The organism is Labrys sp. F242 (genome assembly GCF_057813875.1).
The window spans coordinates 212,776-239,117 of sequence record NZ_JBVASG010000005.1 but is presented as its reverse complement, the minus strand read 5'-3'; the positions used below and the strand labels follow the sequence as shown (position 1 = coordinate 239,117).

The 26,342-nt window shown below is 62.8% G+C and carries 17 protein-coding genes; 9 read left to right on the top strand and 8 right to left on the bottom strand.

Annotation, left to right across the window (positions count from 1 at the left end; genetic code table 11):
- Positions 1–175: 175 nt before the first annotated feature.
- The 3 genes from denD to ACZYTC_RS27515 form a co-directional block, all read right to left on the bottom strand.
- Positions 176–1,180, bottom strand: a complete 1,005-nt coding sequence (gene denD / locus ACZYTC_RS27525; RefSeq protein ID WP_454812692.1) for a D-erythronate dehydrogenase — start codon at positions 1,178–1,180, stop codon at positions 176–178.
- 270 nt (positions 1,181–1,450) lie between these two features.
- A complete protein-coding gene (locus ACZYTC_RS27520; RefSeq protein WP_488991038.1) occupies positions 1,451–2,227 on the bottom strand; it encodes a VOC family protein in 777 nt (258 codons plus the stop codon).
- A gap of 254 nt (positions 2,228–2,481) precedes the next feature.
- Positions 2,482–3,186: a DUF899 domain-containing protein gene (locus ACZYTC_RS27515; protein WP_441771318.1), complete on the bottom strand. Its 705-nt coding sequence runs from the start codon at positions 3,184–3,186 to the stop codon at positions 2,482–2,484.
- Between the two features lie 65 nt (positions 3,187–3,251).
- Between ACZYTC_RS27515 and ACZYTC_RS27510 the strand changes: the two genes are divergently transcribed.
- The gene (locus tag ACZYTC_RS27510) at positions 3,252–3,773 is read left to right on the top strand and encodes a MarR family winged helix-turn-helix transcriptional regulator (protein WP_441771319.1); all 522 of its coding nucleotides are present in this window, start codon (positions 3,252–3,254) and stop codon (positions 3,771–3,773) included.
- Positions 3,774–3,838: 65 nt separating this feature from the next.
- Here the strand turns inward: ACZYTC_RS27510 and ACZYTC_RS27505 are convergent, their stop codons facing one another.
- Together ACZYTC_RS27505 and ACZYTC_RS27500 are read right to left on the bottom strand one after the other, a co-directional pair.
- A complete protein-coding gene (locus tag ACZYTC_RS27505) occupies positions 3,839–14,032 on the bottom strand; it encodes a hypothetical protein (protein WP_488991037.1) in 10,194 nt (3,397 codons plus the stop codon).
- 1,248 nt (positions 14,033–15,280) lie between these two features.
- Entirely contained in the window at positions 15,281–15,805 is a 525-nt protein-coding gene (locus ACZYTC_RS27500) for a hypothetical protein (RefSeq protein WP_488991036.1), read from the bottom strand.
- Positions 15,806–16,202: 397 nt separating this feature from the next.
- On the opposite strand from ACZYTC_RS27500, the gene ACZYTC_RS27495 reads away from it, so the two are divergent.
- From ACZYTC_RS27495 to ACZYTC_RS27480, 4 genes are all read left to right on the top strand, one after another.
- On the top strand, positions 16,203–16,973 hold the full coding sequence (locus ACZYTC_RS27495; RefSeq protein ID WP_488991035.1) for a hypothetical protein: 771 nt from the start codon (positions 16,203–16,205) through the stop codon (positions 16,971–16,973).
- A 149-nt stretch (positions 16,974–17,122) separates the two neighbouring features.
- The gene (locus ACZYTC_RS27490) at positions 17,123–17,902 is read left to right on the top strand and encodes a hypothetical protein (RefSeq protein WP_434955047.1); all 780 of its coding nucleotides are present in this window, start codon (positions 17,123–17,125) and stop codon (positions 17,900–17,902) included.
- Positions 17,903–17,930: 28 nt separating this feature from the next.
- Entirely contained in the window at positions 17,931–18,809 is an 879-nt protein-coding gene (locus tag ACZYTC_RS27485; RefSeq protein WP_481273776.1) for an FkbM family methyltransferase, read from the top strand.
- A 59-nt stretch (positions 18,810–18,868) separates the two neighbouring features.
- The gene (locus tag ACZYTC_RS27480) at positions 18,869–20,239 is read left to right on the top strand and encodes a glutamine synthetase family protein (protein WP_481273775.1); all 1,371 of its coding nucleotides are present in this window, start codon (positions 18,869–18,871) and stop codon (positions 20,237–20,239) included.
- Positions 20,240–20,381: 142 nt separating this feature from the next.
- On the opposite strand, the gene ACZYTC_RS27475 is transcribed toward ACZYTC_RS27480, so the two are convergent.
- Positions 20,382–22,217: a chloride channel protein gene (locus ACZYTC_RS27475; RefSeq protein ID WP_488991034.1), complete on the bottom strand. Its 1,836-nt coding sequence runs from the start codon at positions 22,215–22,217 to the stop codon at positions 20,382–20,384.
- A 128-nt stretch (positions 22,218–22,345) separates the two neighbouring features.
- Here ACZYTC_RS27475 and ACZYTC_RS27470 point away from each other — a divergent pair, with 128 nt between their 5' ends.
- Both ACZYTC_RS27470 and msrA read left to right on the top strand, forming a co-directional pair.
- The gene (locus tag ACZYTC_RS27470; RefSeq protein WP_481273773.1) at positions 22,346–22,750 is read left to right on the top strand and encodes a MarR family winged helix-turn-helix transcriptional regulator; all 405 of its coding nucleotides are present in this window, start codon (positions 22,346–22,348) and stop codon (positions 22,748–22,750) included.
- 248 nt (positions 22,751–22,998) lie between these two features.
- On the top strand, positions 22,999–23,697 hold the full coding sequence (gene msrA / locus ACZYTC_RS27465) for a peptide-methionine (S)-S-oxide reductase MsrA (RefSeq protein ID WP_488991108.1): 699 nt from the start codon (positions 22,999–23,001) through the stop codon (positions 23,695–23,697).
- A gap of 7 nt (positions 23,698–23,704) precedes the next feature.
- On the opposite strand, the gene ACZYTC_RS27460 is transcribed toward msrA, so the two are convergent.
- Together ACZYTC_RS27460 and ACZYTC_RS27455 are read right to left on the bottom strand one after the other, a co-directional pair.
- Entirely contained in the window at positions 23,705–24,163 is a 459-nt protein-coding gene (locus ACZYTC_RS27460) for a GNAT family N-acetyltransferase (protein WP_481273772.1), read from the bottom strand.
- Positions 24,164–24,341: 178 nt separating this feature from the next.
- Positions 24,342–24,974, bottom strand: a complete 633-nt coding sequence (locus tag ACZYTC_RS27455; protein ID WP_434955041.1) for a TetR/AcrR family transcriptional regulator — start codon at positions 24,972–24,974, stop codon at positions 24,342–24,344.
- 92 nt (positions 24,975–25,066) lie between these two features.
- Between ACZYTC_RS27455 and ACZYTC_RS27450 the strand changes: the two genes are divergently transcribed.
- A complete protein-coding gene (locus ACZYTC_RS27450) occupies positions 25,067–25,732 on the top strand; it encodes an O-methyltransferase (RefSeq protein ID WP_488991033.1) in 666 nt (221 codons plus the stop codon).
- A gap of 156 nt (positions 25,733–25,888) precedes the next feature.
- Positions 25,889–26,338, top strand: a complete 450-nt coding sequence (locus ACZYTC_RS27445) for a group II truncated hemoglobin (RefSeq protein WP_488991032.1) — start codon at positions 25,889–25,891, stop codon at positions 26,336–26,338.
- Positions 26,339–26,342: the final 4 nt, after the last annotated feature.

Genomic DNA, 26,342 nt, shown 5'->3' with positions numbered 1-26,342 from the left:
CAACGCCTACAGCATCAGGTCCGATTCCGGAATTGGGCCTGATGCTGCAGGTTGTTGTTGCCGCGTGGTTTTTGCCGAAAATCAGCATCTATTTTTCGGCCCGGCGCTCCAAAACGTTTTGCGGTTTGGTGAAGTCGCCAGCCGCAAGGAGGCGTTTTGCCCAAACACGCCTCGGTCAGAGAGCTGTCAGCTTGCCGCCGAGTTCGTCCTCGATGTGAGCCTGCACGATGGCATCCATGTCGCGGTCCGCGATGAAGCCGAGTTCGAGGGCACGTGCCGTATCGAAATCGCGCGGCCAACCCGCCACGATCTTCTCGATCACGGGATCGGGCTGATGTTTGATCAGCGCCACCGCCTTGTCGCCGGCCGCCCTACGCAGGGCCTCGATCTCCTCGGCCACCGTTGCGGAAAGGCCGGGCATGGAAAGATTGCGCCGAGCGCCCAGGCGGGCCGTGTCGATCGCCGCGGAATGGTGCAGGAAACCGACCGCCGAGCGCGGGCTGGCGAACCAATGGCGCACGTCGTCCGAGACAGGCAGGATCGCCTCCTGCCCGTTCAGCGGCTCGCGCAGAATGCCCGAGAAGAAGCCGGAGGCCGCCTTGTTGGGCTTGCCCGGACGCACCGCGATGGTCGGCAGGCGGATGCCGATGCCGTCGAAGAAGCCGCGGCGGCTGTAGTCGGCCAGCAGCAATTCGCCGATTGCCTTCTGCGTGCCATAGGAAGTCAGAGGCGTGTTGAAGAACTCGTCGCCGATACGCTCCGGGAAGGGCGCGCCGAACACCGCAATCGAAGAGGAAAAAATCACGCGTGGATAATAGCCCTCGCCCGGCCTGGCATCGCCATGGGCCTGACGGATCGCGTCGAACAGGCGCTGGGTGCCTTCCAGATTGATACGATAGCCCTTTTCGAAATCGGCCTCGGCTTCACCCGATACGATGGCGGCGAGATGGACGATCACATCCGGGCGGGTATCGATCAGGCGCTCGACCGTGCCGGGCACGGGCAGGTCGTCCTGGCTGGCGCTGCAGGCGAAGGGCAAGCCGGCGGGGACCTCGGGCAGCACGACGTCGCTGAGCAGGGCTTCGCTTACGGGCTTGCCGCCAAGCTTGCCGTCGCGGCTCATGCTCTCCAGCAATTTGCGGCCAACCATGCCGGCCGCACCCAGAATCAGGACTTTCATCGCCTCGCCTCGTCATTTCCCCGCGACCGAAAACCGTCAGCCGAAGCCCCGCGCATCGCGTCGCACCTTTTGTCTCATGATGCCCGTTGCGGGCCCGAAGGACGGCTCGAATCCGCCGTTTCTCCTTGTAGCGATAAGGCCTTTGCCAGAGCGAGGCAAGCTCTTGTCTTACAAATTGAGCGAGAGCGTTTGCGATGGGACCTGGTGTATGACGAAGGCTCCGCAGCCACTTCCTGCGGAGCCTTCATCATCCCCAATCGGGTGTCGTGATCAGGACCGGGGTCGGGGTCCGACCATGGCGGTCAGCGCACCCTGAGGATCGCGGGCCTGGATCACCCACATCTCGCCGGGCACTTCCATCGGCTCCAGCGTGATCGTGCCGCCATTGGCGGCAACGCGCCGGGCCGTCTCGTCGATGTCCTCGACCTGGACATAGTAGACCCACATCGGTCCGCACATGTCCTCAGTCCGGGTCATCATGCCACCATAGTCGGCGCCCTTCTTGCCATAGAGCTGATAGACGCCCATCGGCCCCATATCGAGGCCCTCGCGCTTCTCCCAGCCGAACAGCTTGGAATAGAATGCAAAAGCGCCCGCCGCGTCGCCGGCATGCAGCTCACGCCAGGCGATATGGCCGGGCGTGCCCAGGCCCGGCATCTCCGGCGCCTCGCCCTGCCCCTTGAACAAGCCGAACACGGCACCGTCGGGATCGGCCGCAATGGCGAAACGGCCGATGCCCGGAATATCGTCCGGAGCGCGGTAGATCTTGCCTCCGAGCCTGGTCACCTCGGCCGCCGAAGCGTCAACGTCGTCGGCTGCGACGAAACCGCTCCAGTTCGGCGGGGTGTTGCGGGCGGCGGCATCGGGCGGAATGTCCATGAGGCCGGCGACCAGCGCGCCCTTGTTGGAAAACAGCATATAGGCCGGGCCCGGCATGCCGGAATCCGCCGCCTCCCAACCCAGCACGGCGGCATAGAAGGCCGCGGCCCCCTTCACATCCGTGGTCATCAATTCATACCAGACGAAGTCTCCGTGTGTGACCGCCATGACAGGCTCCCTTGGATGCCGGCTCCCCGATGCCGGATTTCTGTTCTTGGAAGAAACGATAGGCGAACGACAGGGCGGCCTGGCGACAGGCCTCCGCTGCTCATGAATGCAACCGCCTCGACCGCGGCAACCTGGAGCAAAGCGCATTCATGACTGAACACGCTTTGCTCCAGCTCTTTGTTTCCAAGCCAATCCAACGGATTGGCTGGAGCGTCTTTGCAATTCTTGGTGACGCCGTCTCATCGCAAAACGCTTTAGTCCTGGTATTCGTCGTGCCGGCGCACGAAATCCATGGTGGTCGCCTCGTTGCGCCCCTTGGGCGCCCGGTCGAGGATCATCAGGGTGCCGATCAGTTCCTCCGGACCACGGGCATAGCTCGAATAGGTGTGAAACACCTTGCCCTGCTCATCCTTGTAGAAGGCGCTCAGCCCGGGCAGTTCGTCATGGCCCTGGGCACTCGGCTGGCTGGTGAAATTATAGGTGATCTCTTCGCCCGCCAGGTCCTCCCGGCTGAAGGAGACGTGATAGTCGAAGTTGAAATCGCTGCCGAAGGCCGAAGCCCAGGGGAAACGCCACCCCATGCGCGCCTTATAGGCCTCGATCTTCTCCAGCGGCGCGCGCGAGACGGCCGTGAGCGTGACGTCGTGATGGTTGAGATGAGCCAGGGCGCCGTCGAGATGATCCGCCAGGAAGGAGCAGCCGGGGCAGCCAGCCTTCCAATCGGGGCCCAGCATGAAATGATAGACGATCAACTGGCTGCGCCCGTCGAACAACTCCGCCAGCGTGCGCCGCCCCTCGGGCGTGTCGAACAGATAGGCCTTGTCGAGTTTGACCCAGGGTAGAGCCATGCGCTCGGCATTGAGGCGATCGCGCGCCCGCGTCGCCTCCTTTTCCTTGATCAGAAGCGCCTTGCGCGCCGTCAGCCACTCTTCCCGGGACACGACTGAATGGGCCGGCATGTCGACCTCCCTCGCTCGGATTTGTATTGCTTGACTAAATAGGTTGATATCAACATTATTAGATCATGTCAAAACACCTTTCCCATGAGCGGTTCTCCTCCAAGATAGGGCTCGATGCCGAAGAGCCTCCCGCTTCGGACTGCGAGCCGCAACCTCTGGTTGCTTTTGCAACGACCCTGATCGTGCGCGATACCTGCCTATGCCTGCATGTGCAGCGGGCAGCGCGAACGCTGGCGCGCCGCTTCGACGATGCCTTGCGGCCGCTGGGGCTGACCAACAGCCAGTTTTCGCTGCTGATGGCGCTCAACCGCCCCTCCCCCCCACCGATGGGCCCTGTGGCGGCACTTCTGGCCATGGATCGCACCACCCTCACCGCCGCGCTCAAGCGGCTCGAAGCCCGTGGCCTGGTGCAGGTGATGCGCGATCCCGTGGACCGGCGTTCGCGCCTGCTGGCGCTGACGCAGGCTGGAAAGCAGCTCCTCGCCCGGGCCATACCGATCTGGCAGGACAGCCATGCCCGCCTCGAGGCCGGGATGCCCGACGGCCACGCCATCCGCCTGAGGCAGGATCTCGCCGCTCTCGGTTGACCCATGACACGACAAAGGCCCCGGTTGCCCAGGGCCTCGGTCAGAGACGTCCGATGTCTGTCGCCTCAGTTGAAGGTGTAGGACAGGCCGCCCATCACGCCGAAATCAGGCTTGCGTCCACCGGGCGAATAGGTGCCGGCGACATTGGCGCGCCACTTGGCATCCTCCGAAGTCCAGCCCAGGCCCGCCGCCATGCCGACCTGACGATGATAGACCGCCATGCCACCGGCAACCGAGACCTTGCCCGGCCTGTCGTCATAGCGCAGGGCCGAGGCCGCCATGGCAGAGGCAATGCCCTGCCGGGCTTCCTTGAGATTGTTGGACACCTGGCTCTGCAGATTGGCGATGTTGCCGCCGATGCTGTCGATACGCTTGTCGAGGGCAGTGATAGCGCCGCCGACATTAGTGTAGCTGTTTCCGCCGACCGTATAGTTGGGTAACTTGACCGTCCCATCCGGGTTGACCGTGGAACCACCGCCCAGAGCATCCGCAACGGATTGCGCGGAACTCGTCAACTGGCCAAAGTTCACAGCATCTGTTGCAGCCGTACCTGCGGCAACGTTGGTGATTTTCTTGCCGGCAGCATTTATGCCGTCTACGGTCATGCTCGGGCCATTCGCGATGCTGACACCATTCGAGGTCACCGTCGTGCCACCAACCGTCAGGCCGGTCTTGTCTAGCGTGTTCCCGCCCGCCGTGACACTGTCCACCTTGATGTCTTTGGCCAAAGCATATTGCACGTTGACGTCGCCGGTCTGGGTAACCGTCTTGGTGACCACCATGTTGTTGTCGGAACTGAAATCGACCGTCGCTCCTGGCGCAACCTTGCTTGCATTCGCCGTGTCGCCAGCTGTGCTCAGATTCCAGCCCTTATTGGCAGTCTGCTGCACGTCGTAGAGCTGCGAGCCATTCACCGCATCCGAGGATCCTGCGTTTACCGCCCCGTTTGCGACATTGGTGATAGTCGTACCGTTCTTGCCACCTAAGGTGATGCTGCCCTTGTCGGTACCCGCATCATATTGCACGGCATTCTCGGCCAGATTGGCAACCTGTTGACCGACCTTGCCGATCTCCTGATTGGTGGCATAGAGCTGCGAACCGTTGACGGCATCGGTCGAGGTCGCGGTCACCTGGCCTGCGGCCACATTGGTCACCGTACGCTCATTGCCCGCCGAGCCGACGCTGACGGTACTGGTCGGCGAACCGCCCGCATAATCATAGGTCGTCCCGTTGACCGTGCCGCTCTTCGTCTGCACCACGGTCGAGGTTTTCGAGCCCGCACCCAGCGCCACGTCGCCGGCCTGCCCGCCGGAAGTATCGGCGCCCGTACCCATGGCGACCGAGTTGGCCTGCGTCGCCTTGCTGCCCGTGCCGGTCGCGATGGAATCCGTGCCACTGGCCTCGGCCCCATTGCCGCTCGCTATCGCACCATCGGCACTGGCCTTCGCGCCGGTACCCGATGCCATCGAATTGTTGCCGCTGGCCTCTGCCCCGGTGCCGGTCGCAATCGAGCTCTCGCCACTCGACTTCGCACCATTACCCGTGGCAACCGAGGATGCTCCGCTCGCCTCGGCGGCATTGCCGGTGGCGATTGCATTGTCCGCGCTTGCGCTGGCTAGGGTACCGGTAGCGATCGCATTCTTGCCGCTCGACTGAGCGCCATTGCCCATGGCAACGGAACTGTCGCCGCTCGCCACGGAACGCGGACCGATACCAACCGAATCCGTGCCGGACGCGACGGAATCCGGCCCCGTCGAATTGGCATGGAAATATTTGATGCCGCCGCCATTGATGGAGCCGCCGATCTTGTCGAGCACGCTCTGCACCGAGGTGAAGGTGCTGCCGCCATAGTTCAGGCTGGTGATCACCGTGCCGCTGCCGGGATCGAAGCTCGAGCCACCGCCGAGGCCGCTCGCCACCGAATTGCCCAGGCTGAAGATTTGCGAGCCGTTGACCGCATCGGTGGAGGTCGTCGACACGTCGCCCTTGGCGACATTGGTGATCTTCTTGCCGCCGGCATCGATGCCACTGGTGGTCACGCTCGGGCCGCCATCAATGACAAGGCCGGTCGTGTCGATCTTGGCGGCCCCGATCGTCAGGCTGTTGGCGATGGTGACATCGCTGGCAAGGTTGAAGGTAACCGCGTTGCCCGACTTGGTGATGGCGATATTGCCGTCGGTGTTGTTGAGGTCCACCGTATCGCCCGGAGCGACATTGGACGAATTGGCGCCGTTGGCGGTGAGGTTCCAGCCCTTGTTGGCGGTCTGGTTTACAGCATCCAGCTGGCTGACGTTCACCACATCGTTCGGAGCGACGCCGTTGGCGACATTGGAGATCTTCTGCGGCGAGCCACTGCCATGGCTAGCGTCATAGGCACCCAGTGCCGAGTTCCATTGCAGGGCATCTGTCTGCAAGGCCGTCACTGAGGTGTTCACCGCGTTGAAGGCATTGCCGACATTGTTGTAGTCCGTGCCGCCAATAGTGTAGCTCGGCGCACTCACCGTGCCGGTGGTCGGGTCATAGGTCGAGCCGCCGCCGAGATTGCTGGCGACCGAATTGCCCAGATTGTTGGCGGCGTTGCTGACCGTCTGCAACTGGCCGACATTCACCGCATCGGTGACGTTGGTGCCTGCTGCGACATTGGTGATCGCCTTGTTGCCGGCGTCCACACCATTGACGGTCACGCTCGGACCGCCCGCGATGGTCAGCCCCGTGGTTGTTACCGTGGTGCCGCCCACCGTGAGGCCAGTGGCGTCGAGCGTGTTGCCGCCTGCCGTAATGCTGTCCAGGGTGATGCTCTTGGCGAGATCGAAGGTCGCGTTCGGGCCGTTATGGGCGATGACGATATTGCCGTCGGTGTTGCTCAGATCCACCGTGCCACCGGGCCCGACATTGCTCTTGCCCGCCGTATCGCCGCCCGTCGACAGGTTCCAGCCGGCATTGGCATTGTTGCCCACCGCCTGCAGCTGGCTGACATTGACCGCATCACTGGCGGCCACGCCGTTCGCGACGTTGCCGATGGTCACCGGCGTGCCGGCATTGCCCAGGGTGATCCTGTCCTTCACTGCCGGGTCGTCGTACTTCACCGCGGCATTGGCGAGATTGGTCGTGTTGGTGTCGAGCTGCGTCAGCGCGCCGCCGACCGTGGTGTAGTTGGTTGGTGCTCCGGCAGCGTCACCCTTGTTGTCGACGGCCGTGACATTCTGGCTGAAGCCGGACAGCGTGCCGGTGTTGGGATCGTAGGTCGTGCCGCTGCCAATGGTAGAGGCGCTCGAATTGCCCAGATTGTTGACGTTGTTGCCCAGGTTGGTCACCGAGGTGGAGACGGTGTTGAGCTGGCCCAGATTGACCGCGTCCGTCGCATTCGTGCCGGCGGCCACATTGGTGATCGCCTTGCTCCCCGCATCAACGCCGGCCGTGGTCACGCTTGGCCCGCCCGCGATGGTCAGCCCATTGGTGGTCACCGTGGTGTTGCCGACCGTCAGACCGGAGGAGTCCAGCTTGTTGCCGCCCGCCGTGACGCTGTCGAAGGTTGGCGTCATCGAAGTGGCGATGGCGATGGTGTTCCCGGTCTGGGTCAGCGCGATGTTGTTGCCGGCCTGGTAGGTCACCGTATCGCCGGGAGCGATCTTGGTCGAGCCGCTTCCCGTGGCCGTACCGGTGCTGCCGGCTACCGTGCCGGTATTGGCATTCCACCCCTTGTTCGCCGTAGTATCCAGGGCCGAAAGTGCGTTACCGACATTGTTGTAGGTGTTGCCCGAGATATTATAGCTCGGCGCGCTCACCGTGCCGTCCGGATTCACTACCGAGCCACCACCGAAATTGTTGGCGACCGAATTCGACACGCCGTAAAGCTGGCTGCCGTTCACCGCGTCGGTCGAGGTCGCGCTGATATTGCCCTTGGCGAGGTTGGTGATCAGGGTGAGATCGCCAGCCCCGATGCCGCCCAGCGTGATCTTGGTCTTGCTCGTGGGGTCGTCATACTTCACCGCGGCATTGGCGAGATTGGTCGTGTTGGTGTCGAGCTGCGTCAGCGCGTTGGACACCGCGGTGTACTTGGTCGGCGCACCGGCCGCATTGCCCTTACCGTCGACCGCCGTGATGTTCTGATTGAAGCCCGTCAATGTACCCGTATTGGGATCATAGGTCGTGCCGCCGCCAAGGGTCGAGGCGGTCGAATTGCCCAGATTGTTGACGTTGTTGCCCAGGTTGGTCACCGAGGTGGAGACGGTGTTCAGCTGCCCCAGATTGACCGCGTCGGTGGCGTTGGTGCCGGCGGCCACATTGGTGATCGCCTTGCTGGCAGCATTGATGCCGGCCGAAGTCACACTCGGGCCGCCGGTGATGGTCAGGCCGTTGGTATCGAGCTTGGAATTACCCGCCGTCAGGGTGTCGACCGTGACGTCCTTGGACAGGTTGAAGGTGACGGCGTTGCCGGTCTTGGTGATAGCGAGATTGCCGTCGATATTGTTGAGGTCGACCGTGCCGCCGGGCGCGACGTTGGAAGAATCGGCGCCATTGGCAGTCAGGTTCCAGCCCTTGTTGGCGGTCTGCTGCACGTCATAGAGCTGCGAGCCATTGACCGCGTCGGTAGAACCCGCGACCACCGCACCATTGGCAAGGTTGGTGATCTGGGTCGGCTGGGTCGCACCGACACCGCCGAGGGTGATCTTGGTCTTGGTCGCATCGTCATATTGCACCGCGTTGGCGGTAGCGTTGCTGACGACACCGAACAATTGCGAACCATTGATCGCATCGGTCGAGGTTGCCGTCACATCGCCATTGGCAACATTGGTGACCTTCTTGCCGCCCGCATCGACGCCAGCGGTGGTTACGCTCGGACCGCCCGTGATGCTCAAGCCGGCCGCGTCGAGCTTGGAGGCGCCCACCACCACGCTTGAGGTGTTGATGGTGACGGCGCCGACCGACAGGCTGCTGGCGATCTTCAAATTGGAGGCGAGATCGAAAGTTGCGTTCGGGCCGTTATGGGCGATGACGATGTTGCCGTCGGTGTTGCTGAAATCCACCGTGCCGCCGGGGCCGACATTGCTCTTGGCGCCTGTCGCGCCATTGGTCGACAGGTTCCAGCCGGCATTGGCGTTGTTGCCAACCGCCTGCAACTGGCTGACATTCACAGCGTCATTGGCGGCAATGCCATTAGCGAGATTGCCGATGGTGGTGCCGCCGGCCCCGCCGAGCGTGATCTTGGACTTGGTCGCCGGGTCGTCATACTTGACCGCGGCATTGGCAAGGTTGGTCGTGTTGGTGTCGAGTTGCGTCAGCGCAGCGCCTACCGTCGTCGTCGCCGTCGGTGCAGCCGCCGCGTTGCCCTTGTTGTCGACGGCGGTGATGTTCTGACTGAAGCCCGACAGTGTACCGGTCGCCGGATCATATTTGGTGCCGCTGCCGATGGTCAAGGCCGTCGAGTTGCCGAGATTGTTGACGTTGTTGCCCAGGTTCGTCACCGAGGTCGAGACAGTGTTGAGCTGGCTCAGATTGACCGCGTCGGTGGCATTGGTGCCGGCAGCCACATTGGTGATCGCCTTGCTCGCAGCGTTGATGCCGGCCGTGGTCACGCTCGGACCACCCGTGATGGTCAGGCCGGTCGTCGTCACCGTGGTGTTACCGACCGTCAAACCGCTGGCATCGAGCTTGTTGCCGCCCGCCGTCACACTGGTGAAGGTGGGCGTCATCGAAGTGGCGATGGCGATGGTGTTGCCGGTCTGGGTGATCGCGATGTTGTTGCCGGCCTGGTAGGTTACGGTGTCGCCGGGGGCGATCTTGGTCGACGCGCTGCCCGAAGCCGTGCCCGTACTGCCGGCAACCGCTCCGGTATTGGCGTTCCAGCCCTTGTTGGCCGTCTGTTGCACGTCGAAAAGCTGCTGGCCGTTGACCGCATCGGTGGATGTCGACGTCACCGCGCCATTGGCGACATTGGTGATCTTCTGCGGCGAGCCGCTGCCATGGCTGGCATCATAGGCGCCGAGCGTTTTGTTCCACTGCAAGGCGTCCGTCTGCAGCGCGGTCACGCTGGTATTCACCGCGTTGAAGGCGTTGCCGACATTGTTGTAGGTGGTGCCGCCGATATTGTAGCTCGGCGCGCTTACCGTGCCCGTCGTCGAATTGTAGGTCGAGCCACCGCCGAGATTGCTGGCTGTCGAATTGCCGAGATTGTTGACGTTGTTGCCCAGGTTCGTCACCGAGGTGGAGACGGTGTTGAGCTGGCTGAGATTGACTGCGTCGGTAGCATTGGTGCCGGCGGCGACATTGGTGATCGCCTTGCTCGCGGCATTGATGCCGGCCGTCGTCACGCTTGGACCGCCCGTGATGGTCAGGCCGGTGGTGTCGAGCTTGGAATTGCCGACGGTGATGCTGCTGGCGATATTGAGATTGCTCGCCAGGTTGAAGGTCGCGTTCGGGCCGCTATGGGCGATGACGACATTGCCGTCATTGTTGCTCAGATCGACCGTCCCGCCAGGGCCGACATTGCTCTTGGCGCCCGTAGCGCCATTGGTCGACAGATTCCAGCCGGCATTGGCGTTGTTGCCAACCGCCTGCAACTGGCTGACATTGACGGCGTCATTGGCCGCCACGCCATTGGCGACATTGCCGATGGTTACCGGGGTGCCGGCATTGCCCAGGGTGATCTTGGTCTTGGTCGCCGGGTCGTCATACTTCACCGCGGCGTTTGAAAGATTGGTGGTGTTGGCGTCGAGCTGCGTCAACGCGCCGGCCACCGTGGTGAAGTTGGTGGCAGCCGCCGCCGCATTGCCTTTGGCATCAACAGCCTTGATGCCCTGGCTGAAGCCAGACAACGTGCCGGTCGAGGTGTTGAACGTCGTGCCGCCGCCAATGGTCGAGGCCGTCGAATTGCCGAGATTATTGACGTTGTTGCCCAGGTTCGTCACCGAGGTCGAGACAGTGTTGAGCTGGCTCAGATTGACCGCGTCGGTGGCATTGGTGCCGGCAGCCACATTGGTGATCGCCTTGCTGGCAGCGTTGATGCCGGCCGTGGTTACGCTCGGACCGCCGGTGATGGTCAGGCCGGTCGTCGTCACCGTGGTGTTACCGACCGTCAAACCGCCGGCATCGAGCTTGTTGCCGCCCGCTGTCACACTGGTGAAGGTCGGCGTCATCGAAGTGGCGATGGCGATGGTGTTGCCGGTCTGGGTGATCGCGATGTTGTTGCCGGCCTGATAGGTTACGGTGTCGCCGGGCGCGATCTTGGTCGAGGCACTGCCGGAAGCCGTGCCGGTGCTGCCCGCCACGGTGCCCGTATTGGCGTTCCAGCCCTTGTTGGCAATGGTGCTGACGGCGGTCAACTGACTGACGTTCACCGCGTCATTGGCGGCAATGCCATTGGCGACGTTGCCGATGGTCACGGGCGCGCCGGCATTGCCGAGGGTGATGCTGTTCTTCGTCAGCGGATCGTCATACTTCACCGCGGCATTGGCGAGATTGCTCGTATTCTTGTCGAGCTGCGTCAGCGCAGCGCCCACCGTCGTCGTCGCCGTCGGTGCAGCCGCCGCGTTGCCCTTGTTGTCGACGGCGGTGATGTTCTGGCTGAAGCCGGACAGTGTGCCGGTCGCCGGATCATATTTGGTGCCGCTGCCGATCGTCGAGGCTGTCGAATTGCCGAGATTGTTGACGTTGTTGCCCAGGTTCGTCACCGAGGTGGAGACAGTGTTGAGCTGACCCAGATTGATCGCATCGGTGGCATTGGTACCGGCGGCGACATTGGTGATTGCCTTGCTGGCGGCATTGATGCCGGCAGTCGTCACGCTTGGCCCGCCCGTGATCGTCAGGCCGGTGGTGTCGAGCTTGGAATTGCCGACGGTGATGCTGCTGGCGATATTGAGATTGCTCGCCAGGTTGAAGGTCGCGTTCGGGCCACTCTGGGCGATGACGACATTGCCGTCGGAATTGTTGAGGTCGACCGTGCCGCCCGGCGCGATGTTGCTGGTCGTCGCCCCCTTGTTGGTGGAGAGGTTCCAACCCTTGTTGGCCGTCTGCTGCACGGCGAGGAGCTGCGAGCCATTGACGGCATCGGTCGAAGCTGCCGTCAAGGCGCCATTGGCGACATTGGTAATCGTCACCGGCGTGCCGGCGTTGCCCAGGGTGATCTTGTTCTTCACTGCTGGGTCGTCATATTTCACCGCGGCATTGGCGAGGTTGGTGGTGTTGGTGTCGAGCTGCGTCAACGCACCCGCCACCGTGGTGAAGTTGGATGCGGCAGCCGCCGCATTGCCCTTGGCATCAACCGCCTTGATGCCCTGGCTGAAGCCCGATAGCGTGCCGGTCGCGGTGCTGAAGGTCGTGCCACCGCCGATGGTCGAAGCGGTCGAATTGCCGAGATTGTTGACGTTGTTGCCGATGGTGGTCACCGACGTGCCGATCGCATTCACCGCCTGGTTGGTGGCGAAGAGCTGCGAGCCGTTCACCGCATCGGTGGACGTGCCGTTGATCTGGCCCGCCGCGACATTGGTGATCGTACGTTCCTTGCCGGACGAGCCGACACTCACCGTCGAGTTGGCGGCATTGCCGGCATAAGTATAGCTGGTGCCATTGATGGTGCCGCTCGGCGTATTGACGACGGCGGCCGTGGTGGAACCTGCGCCCAAGGCGACGTCGTTGGCGTTGTTGGCCTTCGAGCCGGAACCCAGGGCAACCGCATTGGCAGCGGCGCCCGTGGCCTTGTCGCCGAAAGCGAGGGCCCCCGCGGCGGCCGCGTTGGACTGATTGCCCAGCGAAACGGAGCCTTGCCCGATCGCGAAATTGGCGTTGCCGAGCGCGACGGCACCATTGCCAGCCGTGACGCCGAGAGTGTCACCGGCTGCGGTGTTATTGGCGCCAAGCGCCACGGCGCCGGTGCCGTTGGCGATATTCGGATCGCCAATCGCCACGGCCCCGTCGCCGATGGCCTTCTGCCCCAGGCCGATCGCAACGGCACCGCCGGCTGCTGTGGCGGCATTAGCATTGGCGCCCACGCCGATGGCAACGTTCTGGCCCGTGGCGCCGGAAATCGAATTCAGGCCAACAGCCACACCATTGGCACCAGCTGCCTTGGAATTGGTGCCAATCGCCGTCGCATTGGCGGCATTGGCGTTGGCAGCCTGACCGAAAGCGATTGCGCTGTCACCATTGGCGATCGCACTACCACCAAAGGCAATCGCATTGGCCTGGGCAGCATTGGCCGATTGTCCAAATGCAATGGCATTGGCAGCATTGGCCACGCTTGCCCCACCGAAGGCAACGGCGTTGGCGCCGTTTGCCTTGGAGGAAACCCCAAAGGCTATGGCGTTGGTCGACGTCGCCAACGAATTGCTGCCCATCGCAATGGCATCGACACCACTGGCATTCGACGACACACCGTAGGCCATGGCATTTTGGGCCAGTGCGTTGGAGGAGCGGCCTACCGCGATGGCATTCTCGCCAGCGGCCCTGACACCATAACCCATCGCATAGGCCGCATTCGCAGTAGCCTGGGCGCCCAGACCGATCGACACCGCGCCGACTCCCGAGGACATCGTTGTCCCACCGAGGGACCCCTGCCCACCGATCGCGACGGCATCGACATTGTTGGCAATCGACTGTGCGCCGATCGCAACGGAATCCTGCCCCGTCGACTGGGCACCAGCACCGAAGGCCAGTGTATCACCCGCATTGGTATTGCTCTTGGCAAATGCGCCGCCGCCAAAGGCGATGGCGCTGCCTGCACTCCCAGCTACGGCATTGGCGCCGGTGCCGATTGCGATTGCAGTGGAACCTGACGACCCGGCTCCGCCGGATGCAGACGAAGACGTGCCGATGGCAATTGCGTTCGAACCATTTGCCAGAGCACCGTCGCCCTGAGCCATTCCGTAACTAGCCGCAACATTGGCACCGCGGCCAATGGCGATGCCTGACGTGGAAGCGGCGGTAACCGTCGATTGTCCGCCAAAGGCGATCGAATTACTCCCAGCCGCCTGGGCTCCCCGCACATCATTCGAACCGATGGCGATTGAGCTCTGGCCGGATGCGGTGGTCGAGTTGGCCACGCTCAAAGCGGTCGTGCCATTGCCACCTGCGCCACCGATAGCGATAGCATTGTTTGCGATGGCTCGGCTGCCGAAACCGACAGCGGTCGCTGCCGTGGCAGTCGCCTGGGCCTCTAGGCCGATCCCGGTCCCCCATTTACCGCCGAGGCTCATCACGCCAAAGGCTGAACCACCTTCGCCAGTTACCTTAGAGAAGGCCCCGTAGGCCGTGCCCGCCGTCACGCCTGACGCACTCGACTCGCAACCCGCCACAGTCGAGTAGGTACCCGTTCCATCGGTAGCCTGATTTGTGGTACCTCCTGGATTTGTCCGCCCGACCACACTATTGCTACCCGTCACACACGATGACGAGGTGTTGATCGTGTTGGCACCAACCGGCCCCCCGCTCCACAGGCTCAACAGGATGGCGGCGAGCGCGGTGCACCCGAGCGTACAACTCACCTCCCCCCCGCCAGTAAGCGCCCCAAGCCCCAGGCGCTTGCCTCTCATACCCATCACGCGATGTGCCAGGCGCAAGATCGCGTGGATTCGTCGGCGCAAGCTGCGATGGGCGTGCTTGGCGAGATGGATGCTGTCGTGGTTCGGCATGGGGCCCCGGTCTGTCTGAAACGCCGCGTCTCACAGGCAAAGCCATCCCTTCTGGAAATGGCTTTGATAGCAGTTGACCTGGGGATTCCCGCATTACCGGGCAGTGATTCGTATCTCGAATACTTAGTCCCCCGACCCCTATCTCCCTCAACGTAAGGGAGAAATGGCCGTAGCGTCAGACCTTAAAAATCCTCCGCATTGTTGGTTAATACTCACGATTCCGCGGGTGTGTAAATACTACATGATATTCAATTAAAAGTATATTTTTACCTCTAAGTTAAAAATAAACTGAAAAGGCATCGATAATTATTTCGAAAATCGAGTCAATTCATAATTCAAAAGGAGTATATCCTGGAAAATTTATCCAAAAACCCTGAAATAATCATAAAATTTCCCAGAAGGACAACAAGGTGCAAAAGCCATATTCAAAAGAAAATAAATCGATAAATCGATTTATTATTTCAGAGATCTATTATTTAAAAAGTAAGATATTTATTTAAAATCAAATATAATTACACGAAAACAACGCTGATTCATCGCGATGATATCCGCATATACACACATTCAATTCCAAGTTACCATGTTGGCCAAGCGTGCTTTTGCCAATAGCCGGCGTCGTCGCCGGCAACATGAAAGGCCCCCTACTACGAAGTAATTAAGCCTATTGATCTGCCAGAGCCTCCCCGAGCATTGTTGCGAACATGCAACAAAGTGAAAAAATCAGCCGCCATCCTCCCCCGAGCCAACACCACGGCGCGCCCGGCGAACGGACCAGGTGCCGTAAGGGACATCTGCCCGAAGCATCGCATCAGGGGCGGCCTTCGCCTTCGTTCCGCTCCAAAGAAAAGGGGCGGCTCGAAAGCCGCCCCATCGCAATGAGATCTATTGGATCGGAGCCGGTTCGGGTTCCGGCTTCGGCTTGGGTTTCGGCTTGGGTTTCGGCTTCGGCTTGGCCTCAGGCTTGGCATCCTGAGCAGCTGCTGGCGCGGGTGTCCCGGGCACAGCAGTCACCGGCATAGCGGGCGTCGGCGCAGGCACCTGGGCGGCATTCGCCCCGCCAGCCTGGGCAATGTTGACGCTGAGTCCATAAAGCAGCAGGCGCTTATCAACACCTTGGAAAAGAAGCTCGAAGGTCAGCTTGGTATTGGTATTCACCGGAAAGAAGCCGGCCAGATGCAGCAACCCGTTCTTCTCGATCTGAGGGGCCAGGGTGATCGTCGGGTCGAGCACCAGCGCCGCCGCCAAGTCCAGATCCGCCTTGCGCTGGCTGGCAAAAACTTCGGCCAGCCTGGCATCGCTGTTTTCGCGCTGGAAATCCGGCGAGCCAAGATCGCGCAACACCGAATAATTGCCGGTCTTGTTGGCCTGGTCTAGCGCGATCAGGGTGGATCGCACGAGGATCAGCACGGTCTTGGGATCGAGGTTCATCGTCTGCGCCCCCGCCGGCGCCGCATTTGCGGGAGCCGGCGCAGCCGGAACAGGCGCAGGCTGCTGTTGCGCCATGGCAGGCGCAGACAGACCGGCCGCGAGCGCGAAGGCAAGCAGGCTCCCTCGGCGCATCGTAGGAGGAAGGTGTCTCCGCCAGGCCGGCTTGCTCTGCGATGAACGAAATTTCATAGGGTTCCAGGCCTCGTTGGATTGGTCGCGATAGCCAAGGTGTCACAGATTTCCCCCGACCTGTCACCTCGCATGTTTCAATCTATCCACGCCAGCCGAGACCCGATACATGTGACGGCAGCAGATGGTCGAGCATGATGGCACCGCCGCCGCGTACTTCGGCTCGACAACGTTACGGAAAGAAACAATGCGCGTTCGTGTCGGTTGCCTTCTCCTCGCCTTGGCCGCAGGCGGCCTCGGGCCGGTTCCACCCATCCCGGCCATGGCACAGGATCAGCCGGCCCCCAAGCCGGCCAGAAAGCACAAGCCAGCCGCAAAGCAGCCCGCCAAACCTGCCCCTGCGCCTCCGGCCCCGGTGGTGCTGCCGGAACCGCCGCTGCCCGTGCAGCAGATCCGCCAGTTCGGGACGACGTCCTGCACCAGCCTGGTCGACCAGATGTCGCGCGGCTCGCTCAACAGCAAATATGACGTGCAATCGGGCTGGAACCGCCAGGCTCCCGCCCAGCATGTGTTCCAGAGCGTCGCCGTCATCGACCGGCCGGAAGTAACGCCGGCCAACGGCCTGGCCGCCATCATCGCCACGCCAACGCCATCGGGCAGTTGCGACGGGGTGACGGTGCAGGTCTTTCCGCTTGCCAGCGATTGCGCCACCGCGCAGACCTATATGCGCTCGACAGGTGCCAGCCCGATCCCCATTCTCAACACTCAGCTCATGATCGACCGCAACGGCAAGCGCATCTTCCTGCTGCCGGGCGTGAACAAGACCTGCATCGCCGTCTCCGTCGATTCCAGCTTCGGTCCCGTACCTGTCGCGCAGACGCCGTCGTCACCGGCTCCTGGGCCTGCACCTGTGCCGGTCCCCGCACCGGCGCCGGCACCGGACGCCATCGTGCCGCATGCCGTCCCGGTCACACCGCCAAGCTCGGAAATCCTGCCAACGGCCCAGCCGCCGAAATGAGCCCGAGCACGCGGGAAAGCTTCCCGCGGACCGGCTGTGCATGACCGAAGGGAATGGCTTGATTCGGGTTTCCAACCTGCTCTAATCGCCGAACGCGCCGCTTCCCTCGCCATCCGGCGCACCATCAGGCCTCAATAGAAAAGCAGGTCATGCTCGATATTTCCGCGCTCCAGTCGATGAAGGTGTTGTTCGCAACGCCCTGCTATATCTCTGCCGTCAGCATGAATTATGTGGTCAGCATGTATAGCCTGGCCTGCGATGCCACGCAGCTTGGCCTGAAGACCGTGCTGCACATGCATTCGGAGAGTCTGATCACACGCGGACGCAATATGGTCGTGCTGAAGTTCATGCAGGACGAGTCCTATACGCATCTGTTCTGGATCGATTCCGACATTTCCTTCACCACCCAGCAGGTGGTCCGCCTGCTGCTCGCCGATCGCGACGTGGCCGGCGGGGTCTATCCGATCAAGTCGCTGGCTTGGCCCGATCCCCTGCCGGGCGGCTTGACCAAGGACGAGATGGAAATCCGCTTCGCCCGTTATGCCTTCAATCCCGTCGACCACGGCAAGACGCCGATCGGCCAGCATGTCGACGATGAAGGCTTCATCGAGGTCTCGGAGGCGCCCACCGGCTTCATGGTGATCAAGCGCCATGTCTTCCCCAAGCTGATGCAGGCCTATCCCCATCTCAACTACACGCCGGACGGGCCCCCCGACAATCCGCTCAAGCCGCTGCACTGGCTGTTCTTCGACTGCATGGTCGATCCCGATTCCGGGCGCTATCTGTCGGAAGACTATGCCTTTTGCCGGCGCTGGCGCGACATCGGCGGCAAGGTCTGGGTCGATTCCCAATCCAAGCTACAGCATCTGGGCCAGTACAATTATGTCGGCGATGTCGAGACCAGCCTGAAGCAGCAGGGGCACTGGTAGAGCCGCATCGAGACGGCGAGGAGCACGAATGCCGGACTATGCCATGACGGCGCCCCTCGTCGAGCTTCTCGGCCCGGTGCGCCGCACTCATATCGTCGATATCGGCGCCAATCCCATCGATGGGGAGCCGCCCTATAAGTCGATGCTGGCGGCAGGCCTCGCCCGGCTCACCGGTTTCGAGCCGCAGGCCGAGGCGCTGGCCAGGCTGGAGGCAACCAAGGGGCCCAATGAGAATTATCTGCCCCACGCCATCGGCGACGGCAGCGAGGCCTATCTCAATCTGTGCGCCTATTCGGGCTGGAGCAGCCTGCTCACCCCGCGCCAGGCCGCGCTCGAGGTATTTTCCTATTTCAAGCCCAATGCGGAGGTGATCGGCCGCATTCCCGTGCGCACCACCCGCCTCGACGATCTCTCGGTGCTCCCGGAGATCGACATGCTCAAGATCGACGTGCAGGGCGCCGAGCTCGCGGTGTTCCAGAACGGCCGCGAGAAACTGCGCTCGGCCGTGGCCGTCCAGACCGAGATCTCCTTCATCGCGCTCTATGAAAACCAGCCGGGCTTCGGAGAAATCGACATCGAACTGCGCTCGCAGGGTTTCGTGCCGCATTGCTTCAAGGCGGTGAAGTTCAGCCCGATGGCGCCCTATGTCAGGCCGGAGAACTGGACGCCGGCCGCCAACCAGCTGCTGGAGGCCGACATCGTCTATGTCCGGGATTTCGTCGATCCGGATGCCATGACCGACGAGCAGCTCAAGCATCTGTGTCTGCTGGCTCAATATTGCTATGGCAGCATCGAGCTCTGCGGCCGCTGCATCGACCTGCTGTGCCGGCGCGGCGCCCTGCCGCAGGACGCGCTCGCCCGCTACACCGCACTGCTGGAGGCGGCGCGTCCCTCCACCACCGCCTGAGAGGGCTTGACGACACAGCGGCGGGCGCGTTCTGTGGAGCATCAGTGAGACCCCTCCCCATGCCCGCCGATACCAGCGCTTCCCGTCACCCCGAAGTCGCCGCTTTTCTTGCCGCCCATCCCGATACCCGCTTCATCGAAGCCTTTACCCCCGATTTGACCGGCTATGGTTTTGGCAAGCGCCTGCCGATCGAGGAGATCGACAGCCTCTACCGTTCCGGCATGGGCTTTTCCGCCGCGCCCTATGTGCTCGATGCCAGGCATGACGGCTATGGCTCCGGCGGCATCGGCTGGGACGATGGCGACCCGGATGCCAAGGGCGTGCCGATACCAGGCACGCTCAAGCCAATGCCTTGGGCAGCCGTGCCGACGGCGCAGGTCATGCTCAACATCTCCTATGCCGTTTCGGGCGAACCGTTATGGACCGATCCGCGCCACCTGCTTAAGACCATCCTCGCCCGCCTCGCTGCCGACGGGCTCCATCCCACCGTGGCTTGCGAATACGAGTTCTTCCTCACCGACGGCACTCGCGAGGCCGATGGCCGCATCCGCCCGCCGATCCTCAAGCGCACCGGCCGGCCGCTCGGTCCGCCGACCAACCTGTCGGTGCTGACGCTGGAGGAAGTGGCACTGTGGTCGGCGAAGGCCGATGATGCGGCGCGGGCGCAGAATGTGCCGATGGGCAGCATCATCGCCGAGATGGGTGTGGCCCAGTTCGAGACCAATCTGCATCATACTGATGATGCCATGCTCGCCGGTGATCACGCCGTGCTGCTGAAAAGACTGATCCGCGGTACCGCCCGTGCCGAAGGCTGGGACGCCACCTTCATGGCCAAACCCTATGAGGACGAGGCGGGATCGGGCCTGCATGTGCATGTCAGCCTCGCCGATGCCGAAGGCCGCAACATCTTCGCCAATCCCGCCACCGGCGAACAGACGATCCGCCATGCCATCGCCGGCATGCAGCGCCTGATGCCTGAATCGCTCGCCTTCTTTGCGCCCAACCACAATTCCTTCCGCCGCTTCGGCGGGCTGTTCGCACCGGTCAATCGCAAATGGGGTGAGGATAACCGCACCGTCGCCCTGCGCATACCCACCGACAAGGGCGCGGGACGGCGCATCGAGCATCGCGTCGCCGGTGCGGATGCCAATCCCTATCTGGTATTGGCGGCCATCCTCGCCGCCGCCCATTACGGCATTACCAGGAAACTAGAACCGGATGCGCCCGTTGTCGGCAAGCATGCCGGCTTCACGCGCGATCCCGGCCTGCCGGCCGATGTCTTCGAAGCCGCGCGCCGGCTGGCGCGGGCGAGCCTGTTGAAGGAGTATTTCTCCAAGCGCTATCTGGAGACCTACGCCCATTTGGTCCATGGCCAGCACGAGGATTTCCTCTCGGTGCTGAGTCCGCGCGAATACGATCTGTTCTTCTGAAACCCGTCCTCATCCCGATCGGCGAACAAAGTTAACCGCCATCGCGAGCGGAGCGAAGCGATCCAGACCCCAAAAGGCCTGGATTGCCGCGTTGCTCTGCTCCTCGCAATGACTTCAAGCGGGTTGAACGTTCCAGCCGGCCTCAGATCCCCCGCGCGCCCCGGGCTCTTAGCCGGATCATCACGCCGCGGTCGTGCTCCTCGGCGCGCCGATGCGCCCTGACCTGGAGCAGATCCTTGCGCGCCATCAAGCCGACCAGGGTCCCGCTCTTGCGATCAAGCACCGGTACCCGGCCAATATCGGCAATCGCCATGCGATCAGCGAGCGCGCCGGCGAGTTCATCGGCATAGCCGATCTCGAGTTCCTGCCCCTCGAGTATCTCCTCCAGCGACAGGGATTGAATGTCGTCATCCTCCGAGGCATGCACCGACCAATCGAGGATATGACCCCGAGAAACCATGCCGACCACGCGCCGTTCGGCATCGACGACCGGATAGCTCTTGTGGCGGGGCTCCCCGCCAGTGAAGAAGGCAACCGCCCGCGCCACCGTCATCGCTGCAGGTAGCGTGTCGACCTCACGCACCATCAGATCGGCTACACGGGCGAGATCGAACGGATCGGTGTGGTACTCGCCCGAAATATGATGGCCACGACGAGCGATCTTCTCCGTCAGGATGGAACGCTTCATGGTCAGCACGGTGGTGGCATAGGCCATGCCGCAGGCCGTGAGGAGTGGCAGGAGTACGCCGAGATTGGCGGTGAGCTCCACCGCAAAGAGCGTCGCAGTCAGCGGCGCGCGCATGGTGCCGCCCATCATCGCCGCCATGCCGAGCAGGGCCCAGAAACCCGGATCGGCTTGCGGCAGGACAAGGCCTGCCAGCGCTCCCAGCGCGCCGCCGAGCATCATCAAGGGCGCGAGGACACCGCCGGATGTCCCCGAACCGAGCGAGATTGACCAGATCAGGGACTTGACCACCAGGAGCAGGATCACCGCCTTGAGAGCCATCTCGCCGGAGAGCAGATGGCGGATATTGTCGTAGCCCACGCCGAGGGCACTCGGGTCGAACAGGCCGCCAATGCCGATCGCCAGGCCTCCGAACAGAGGCCACCACATCCAATGCAGCGGCAAACGATGGAAGAAGTCCTCGCTGGCATAGACCATGGCTGTGAGGACGCCCGAACCCACGCCGGCGACGATACCCATCAAGACCCAGCTGAGGAAACCGGGCAGGGACAACGCCATGTGCCCGGTGAAGCCGAACAGGGGTGTGGGGTCGAGCAGCAGTCCGCGTTCCGCGGCTGCCACGGCGGCCGCGACCACCACCGGCAGGAAGCTGCGAGGCTTCCATTCGAACAGCAAGAGCTCGATTGCCAGCAGCACCGCTGCGATCGGGGTACCGAACACCGCCGTCATGCCCGCCGCGGCGCCGGCGACCAACAACGCCTTGCGCTCATTGGCGCTGAGATGGATCATCTGGGCGATGAGGGAGCCGATGGCCCCGCCCGTCATGATGATCGGCCCTTCGGCGCCGAAGGGACCACCCGAGCCGATCGAGATTGCCGAGGACAGCGGCTTCAGCACCGCCACCTTGGGATTGATCCGGCTCTTGCCGATCAGGATCGCCTCCATCGCCTCGGGAATGCCATGGCCGCGGATCTTCTCAGAGCCGTAGCGTGCCATTAGGCCGATGATCAGGCAGCCGATCACTGGCACGAACACGGCCGCCCAACCGAGCGGCGTACCGGAGATCGGCAGGCTCTCCAGCGAAAAACGGCCATAATAGGCGATGTTGGTGCACAGCGTGATCAGGCGCAGCAGCGCGAAGGCGGCGCCCACGCCAGCCGTGCCGACAAAAACGGCGATCGCCATCAGGAGGATCACCCGCCTGTCCGTGGTGAAATCGCCCAGGCGCGCCGGCAACCCGCGGGTCCCCGCCTCGGCATCATGCCCCGGGGTGCCCAGAGTCGAAGTGGTCATGTCTCTGATATCCATCTGTCGGGCCTGGCCCGGCTGAATTTTGTATCGCAATACGATATATTTTGCGCAAGTCAACGGATTTTCGTAGAGAGTGCGGCAGACAGGAGAATCGTGGAGCGATGGACCCTATGCGGCAACAAGATCCGGACTACGCCGCCCTCGCACGCTTTCGGCATGCCTTGCGCAAATTCCTCGCCTTCAGCGAGGAGGCGGCGGGCGCGGAGGGCTTAACCTCGCAGCAGCACCAGGCCTTGCTCGCCATCGCCGGCCTGTCGCAGGGCGGTGCCCTCTCGATCGGCGAATTGGCCGAGATCCTGATCCTGCGCCACCACAGCGTCGTCGAACTGGTCGACCGGCTCGGCAAGCTCAGCCTGGTCGAACGCATGGCCGATCCGTCCGATGGCCGGCGCGTGCTGGTGCGGCTCAGCGAGGCAGGCCGACAGAAGCTGCAGGCCTTATCGGAAACCCATCTGAAGGAACTGGCAGCCATCGGACCGACGCTTTCCGAGCTCCTGCAGGCCTTCCGCGGCTGATCACGCGACCGGTATCCGCGGCGGCATCGACCTCAAATCGGCGTGAAGCGTAACGAACCTACCCTGCCCGCGCGTATAATCCTCCAGACGCGATGATGTCTTGCTTCGGCAAAGCGTTCTGTGACTTGAATGAATCATTCCTGATCGCAAAGACGCTCCAGCCAATCCTTTGGATTGGCTCGGAAACAAGGAGCTAGAGCAAATGAGCGTTCACACTCAAACGCGTTTTGCTCGAGTGGAGGACGATGATGAAACGACGCGGCATCCTGATCCTGGCAGCAGCCCTTACGACCTGCCTCGGCACCGGCCTGTGGTTCTCGGTTTCGAACGCCGAAGAATCGCCGCGCAAGGTCGCCGCCCCCGGCCTCGACACCCGATCGACAGCAGGCTCGGAAACAGCGGTGCTGGCAGGCGGCTGCTTCTGGGGCGTGCAGGGCGTGTTCCAGCATGTGAAAGGCGTCACCTCGGCGGTTTCGGGTTATGCCGGCGGCACGGCCGACACCGCCACCTACGACACCGTCTCGACCGGCTCGACTGGTCACGCCGAAGCGGTGCGCATCCGTTTCGATCCCCGCCTCATCTCCTACGGCCAGATCCTGCAGATCTATTTCTCGGTGGCGCATGATCCCACCCAGCTCAATCGGCAGGGTCCCGACAGCGGCACGCAATACCGCTCGCAGATCTTCACCGCCAGCGCGGAACAGGCCAGCATCGCCACCGCCTATGTCAGCCAGCTCGACGGTGCCAAGGCCTTCGCCCGGCCGATCGCGACACGCATCGCGCCGCTGCAGGGCTTCTTTGCGGCGGAGGCCTATCACCAGGATTACCTGACCCGCCATCCGACCCAGCCCTATATCGTCATCAACGACCTGCCCAAGGTCGCCGCCCTCCGGCAGCTCTTCCCGTCCGTCTATCGCAGCGACCCGGTCCTGGTAGCCGGCCGCTGAGGCCGAACTACGGAACAAGAGCCGTGACGTCGCGGCTGAAATGCACGATGCGGCGATCGGGGCGTTCCTCCACCCGCTCGATGGCGTAGCCGCGCCGCTGGTACCAGGCGACATTCTCGGTGAAGCGCTCATTGGTGTAGAGCCGCACGAGCCCATGCCCGTCGCGCCGGGCCCGGTCTTCGGCAAAATCGAGCAGGGCCGAACCCAGGCGACGGCCCTTGAGCGCAGGGGCCACGGCAAGGCTCCAGATCAGCAGATGATCGGGTTTCGGCTCGACGATGAGGGCAGTTTCGAGGGCCTCGGACGAACCGGACACCCAGATCTCCATCGCCTCGAACAGGGCCATGAAATCCGCATCATGCGGCGGCAGGGATATGCCGATGCGCTGTTTCAAGGGAGCATAGGCCGCCTGCTGCAGGACGGTGATCGCAGGGATCTCGGTTCTGGCGGCGCGACGAAATTTCATGACGAGGCTCGAAATCGTGCAGCTATCGGGGATCGAGGGGGACCGGTGATGATGCACATCCGAATCCGCCCGATCGAGCATTCGCGCAATCGATGCCGACCCGCAAGAGGTTCCAAAGCAAGGACGTTCATCCGCCCTCGAAGCCTCGCCGGGATTGTCGGCTCTCCCGGGCTCCCCCTCAATTCGCCATCAACCGTTCGAGATAGGCGCACACCATGTCGGCCATGGCATCGGAATAGGCCTCGATCTCCGCCGGCGTCCGCGGGCTTTCCGAAAATTGCTTGCCGACCGCGCTCAGCGTAGAGGCGATCAGGTCCCCGGCCAAGGTTCGTGTCGTTTCCGAAGCCTTCGGCAGAGCCTCCCGCATGAAGGCCTCGACGATGCCGTCTCCCGCTGCCTTGGCTGCCTCCGCCTCGGGCGCGTCACGGTAGAGCGGCGCAGCATCGTCGAGCGCCCCGCGCACCGTGGCCTCGTCGCATTCCGAGCGGATGAAGGTATGGACGAGAACACGCAGCCTTTCGAGCGGCGGCTTGTCGCCATCCTGCAGGATGGCGCGCAGTAACTCGGTCGTCTGCCGCCATTCGTCGCTCTGGAGCCTGAAGAGAATCGACGCCTTGTTGGGGAAATATTGATAGAGCGAACCGACGCTGACGCCGGCCTTCTCGGCCACCCGCGCCGTGGTGAAGCGCTGAGCGCCCTCCTTCCTCAAAACCTGAATGGCAGCCTCCAGAATGACGGCGACCAGCTCGGTCGAGCGGGTCTGCCGAGGCTGTTTTCGTAAGGAAACAGAAGAGCTTCGACGATCGGTCATCGGGATGCAGGCCAATGCGAATAGTGAACGCGACGAATTAATCGTATTTCTAGTCCGGCGCAAGAATGCGTTTTCCCAAACCGGAGCCTGCCATGACCACCCTGACCGCCGCCCCGCTTGCGCTCCTGCTGGACCGCCTGTTCGAAGAGGCCGACGCCACCTCGCCGGCAGCGATCCCCGCCGTGGCCGAGCTCTCCCGCCCGGAACGCGAGCGCCTGATGGGCAGCAAGACCGAATATCTCGACCTTTATGGCCGGCTGAAGGACCTGCCGCTCGCCGTTTCGCGCGAAACCGGCCTGCTGCTCTACATGCTGGCCCGCAGTTGCCGGGCGCAGACGATCGTCGAATTCGGAACCTCGTTCGGCATCTCGACCCTGCATCTGGCCGCGGCGCTGCGGGACAATGGCGGCGGCCGTCTGATCACCAGCGAGTTCGAGCCGTCCAAGCTGGAACGGGCCCGGCAAAACCTTGCCGCCGGCGGTCTTCTCGATCTCGTCGAAATCCGGGAGGGAGACGCACTGCGTACGCTGAGCACCGGCCTGCCGGAGGCGATCGATCTGGTCCTGCTCGACGGCGCCAAGGCCCTCTACCCCGAGATCCTCGATCTGCTGGAAAGCCGGCTCAGGCCTGGCGCCCTCATCGTCGCCGACAATGCCGACTACAGCCCCGACTATCTCGCCCGCGTGCGCTCGCCGGCCCGAGGCTATCTGTCGACCCCCTTCGGCGAGGATGTCGAACTCTCGATGCGGATTGGCTGAGCCCAATCCCGTCGCTGCGAGGCGCCAGGAACGCTGCAAGGAGTTGGAGGCGAACTTCCGGCCCTTGCCAACCGCGACGTGATGGCAGATTGCCGAGCCGGCACATTGCCATCACGATGTCGACGCAACCCGTGCAGCGCTCGACAGGTCGAAACGATGCAACAGCAGCGTCCCTCCATTTACCAGCAATTGGGCGGCGAAGACGGTATCTCCCGGCTTGTGGACTTGTTTTACGACATCGTCGAGCAGGATCCGGCGGCGGCCGCACTCTACATGCTGCATCTCGACGGCCATGGCGTCGCCCATTCCCGCGTCGAGCAGACCCGCTTCCTGATGGGCTTCTTCGGGGGACCGCGTCTCTATGTCGAATTTCACGGCCATTCGGATGTGAGGGCCATCCATGCCCATGTGGCTGTGACAGCCGAGACGCGCGACATCTGGATCCGCAGCATGGACAAGGCGTTCGACCAGACCGGCTTACCCCCGGAGGTGAAAAAGAGGGGGATGACCGCTCTCGCGACCGCAGCCCGCCTGGTGCACGACGTCAATCCCCTGCGCAATCGTGACGAAGAAATCGAAGCTGGAACGGGCTCGAATCCACCTTAGCGAC

Bases quoted from the DNA above. Each gene is read 5' to 3' on its own strand.
- denD (WP_454812692.1), bottom strand. From the start codon at position 1,180: ATGAAAGTCCTGATTCTGGGTGCGGCCGGCATGGTTGGCCGCAAATTG.
- ACZYTC_RS27520 (WP_488991038.1), bottom strand. From the start codon at position 2,227: ATGGCGGTCACACACGGAGACTTCGTCTGGTATGAATTGATGACCACG.
- ACZYTC_RS27515 (WP_441771318.1), bottom strand. From the start codon at position 3,186: ATGCCGGCCCATTCAGTCGTGTCCCGGGAAGAGTGGCTGACGGCGCGC.
- ACZYTC_RS27510 (WP_441771319.1), top strand. From the start codon at position 3,252: ATGTCAAAACACCTTTCCCATGAGCGGTTCTCCTCCAAGATAGGGCTC.
- ACZYTC_RS27495 (WP_488991035.1), top strand. From the start codon at position 16,203: ATGCGCGTTCGTGTCGGTTGCCTTCTCCTCGCCTTGGCCGCAGGCGGC.
- ACZYTC_RS27490 (WP_434955047.1), top strand. From the start codon at position 17,123: ATGCTCGATATTTCCGCGCTCCAGTCGATGAAGGTGTTGTTCGCAACG.
- ACZYTC_RS27485 (WP_481273776.1), top strand. From the start codon at position 17,931: ATGCCGGACTATGCCATGACGGCGCCCCTCGTCGAGCTTCTCGGCCCG.
- ACZYTC_RS27480 (WP_481273775.1), top strand. From the start codon at position 18,869: ATGCCCGCCGATACCAGCGCTTCCCGTCACCCCGAAGTCGCCGCTTTT.
- ACZYTC_RS27475 (WP_488991034.1), bottom strand. From the start codon at position 22,217: ATGACCACTTCGACTCTGGGCACCCCGGGGCATGATGCCGAGGCGGGG.
- ACZYTC_RS27470 (WP_481273773.1), top strand. From the start codon at position 22,346: ATGCGGCAACAAGATCCGGACTACGCCGCCCTCGCACGCTTTCGGCAT.
- msrA (WP_488991108.1), top strand. From the start codon at position 22,999: ATGAAACGACGCGGCATCCTGATCCTGGCAGCAGCCCTTACGACCTGC.
- ACZYTC_RS27460 (WP_481273772.1), bottom strand. From the start codon at position 24,163: ATGAAATTTCGTCGCGCCGCCAGAACCGAGATCCCTGCGATCACCGTC.
- ACZYTC_RS27455 (WP_434955041.1), bottom strand. From the start codon at position 24,974: ATGACCGATCGTCGAAGCTCTTCTGTTTCCTTACGAAAACAGCCTCGG.
- ACZYTC_RS27450 (WP_488991033.1), top strand. From the start codon at position 25,067: ATGACCACCCTGACCGCCGCCCCGCTTGCGCTCCTGCTGGACCGCCTG.
- ACZYTC_RS27445 (WP_488991032.1), top strand. From the start codon at position 25,889: ATGCAACAGCAGCGTCCCTCCATTTACCAGCAATTGGGCGGCGAAGAC.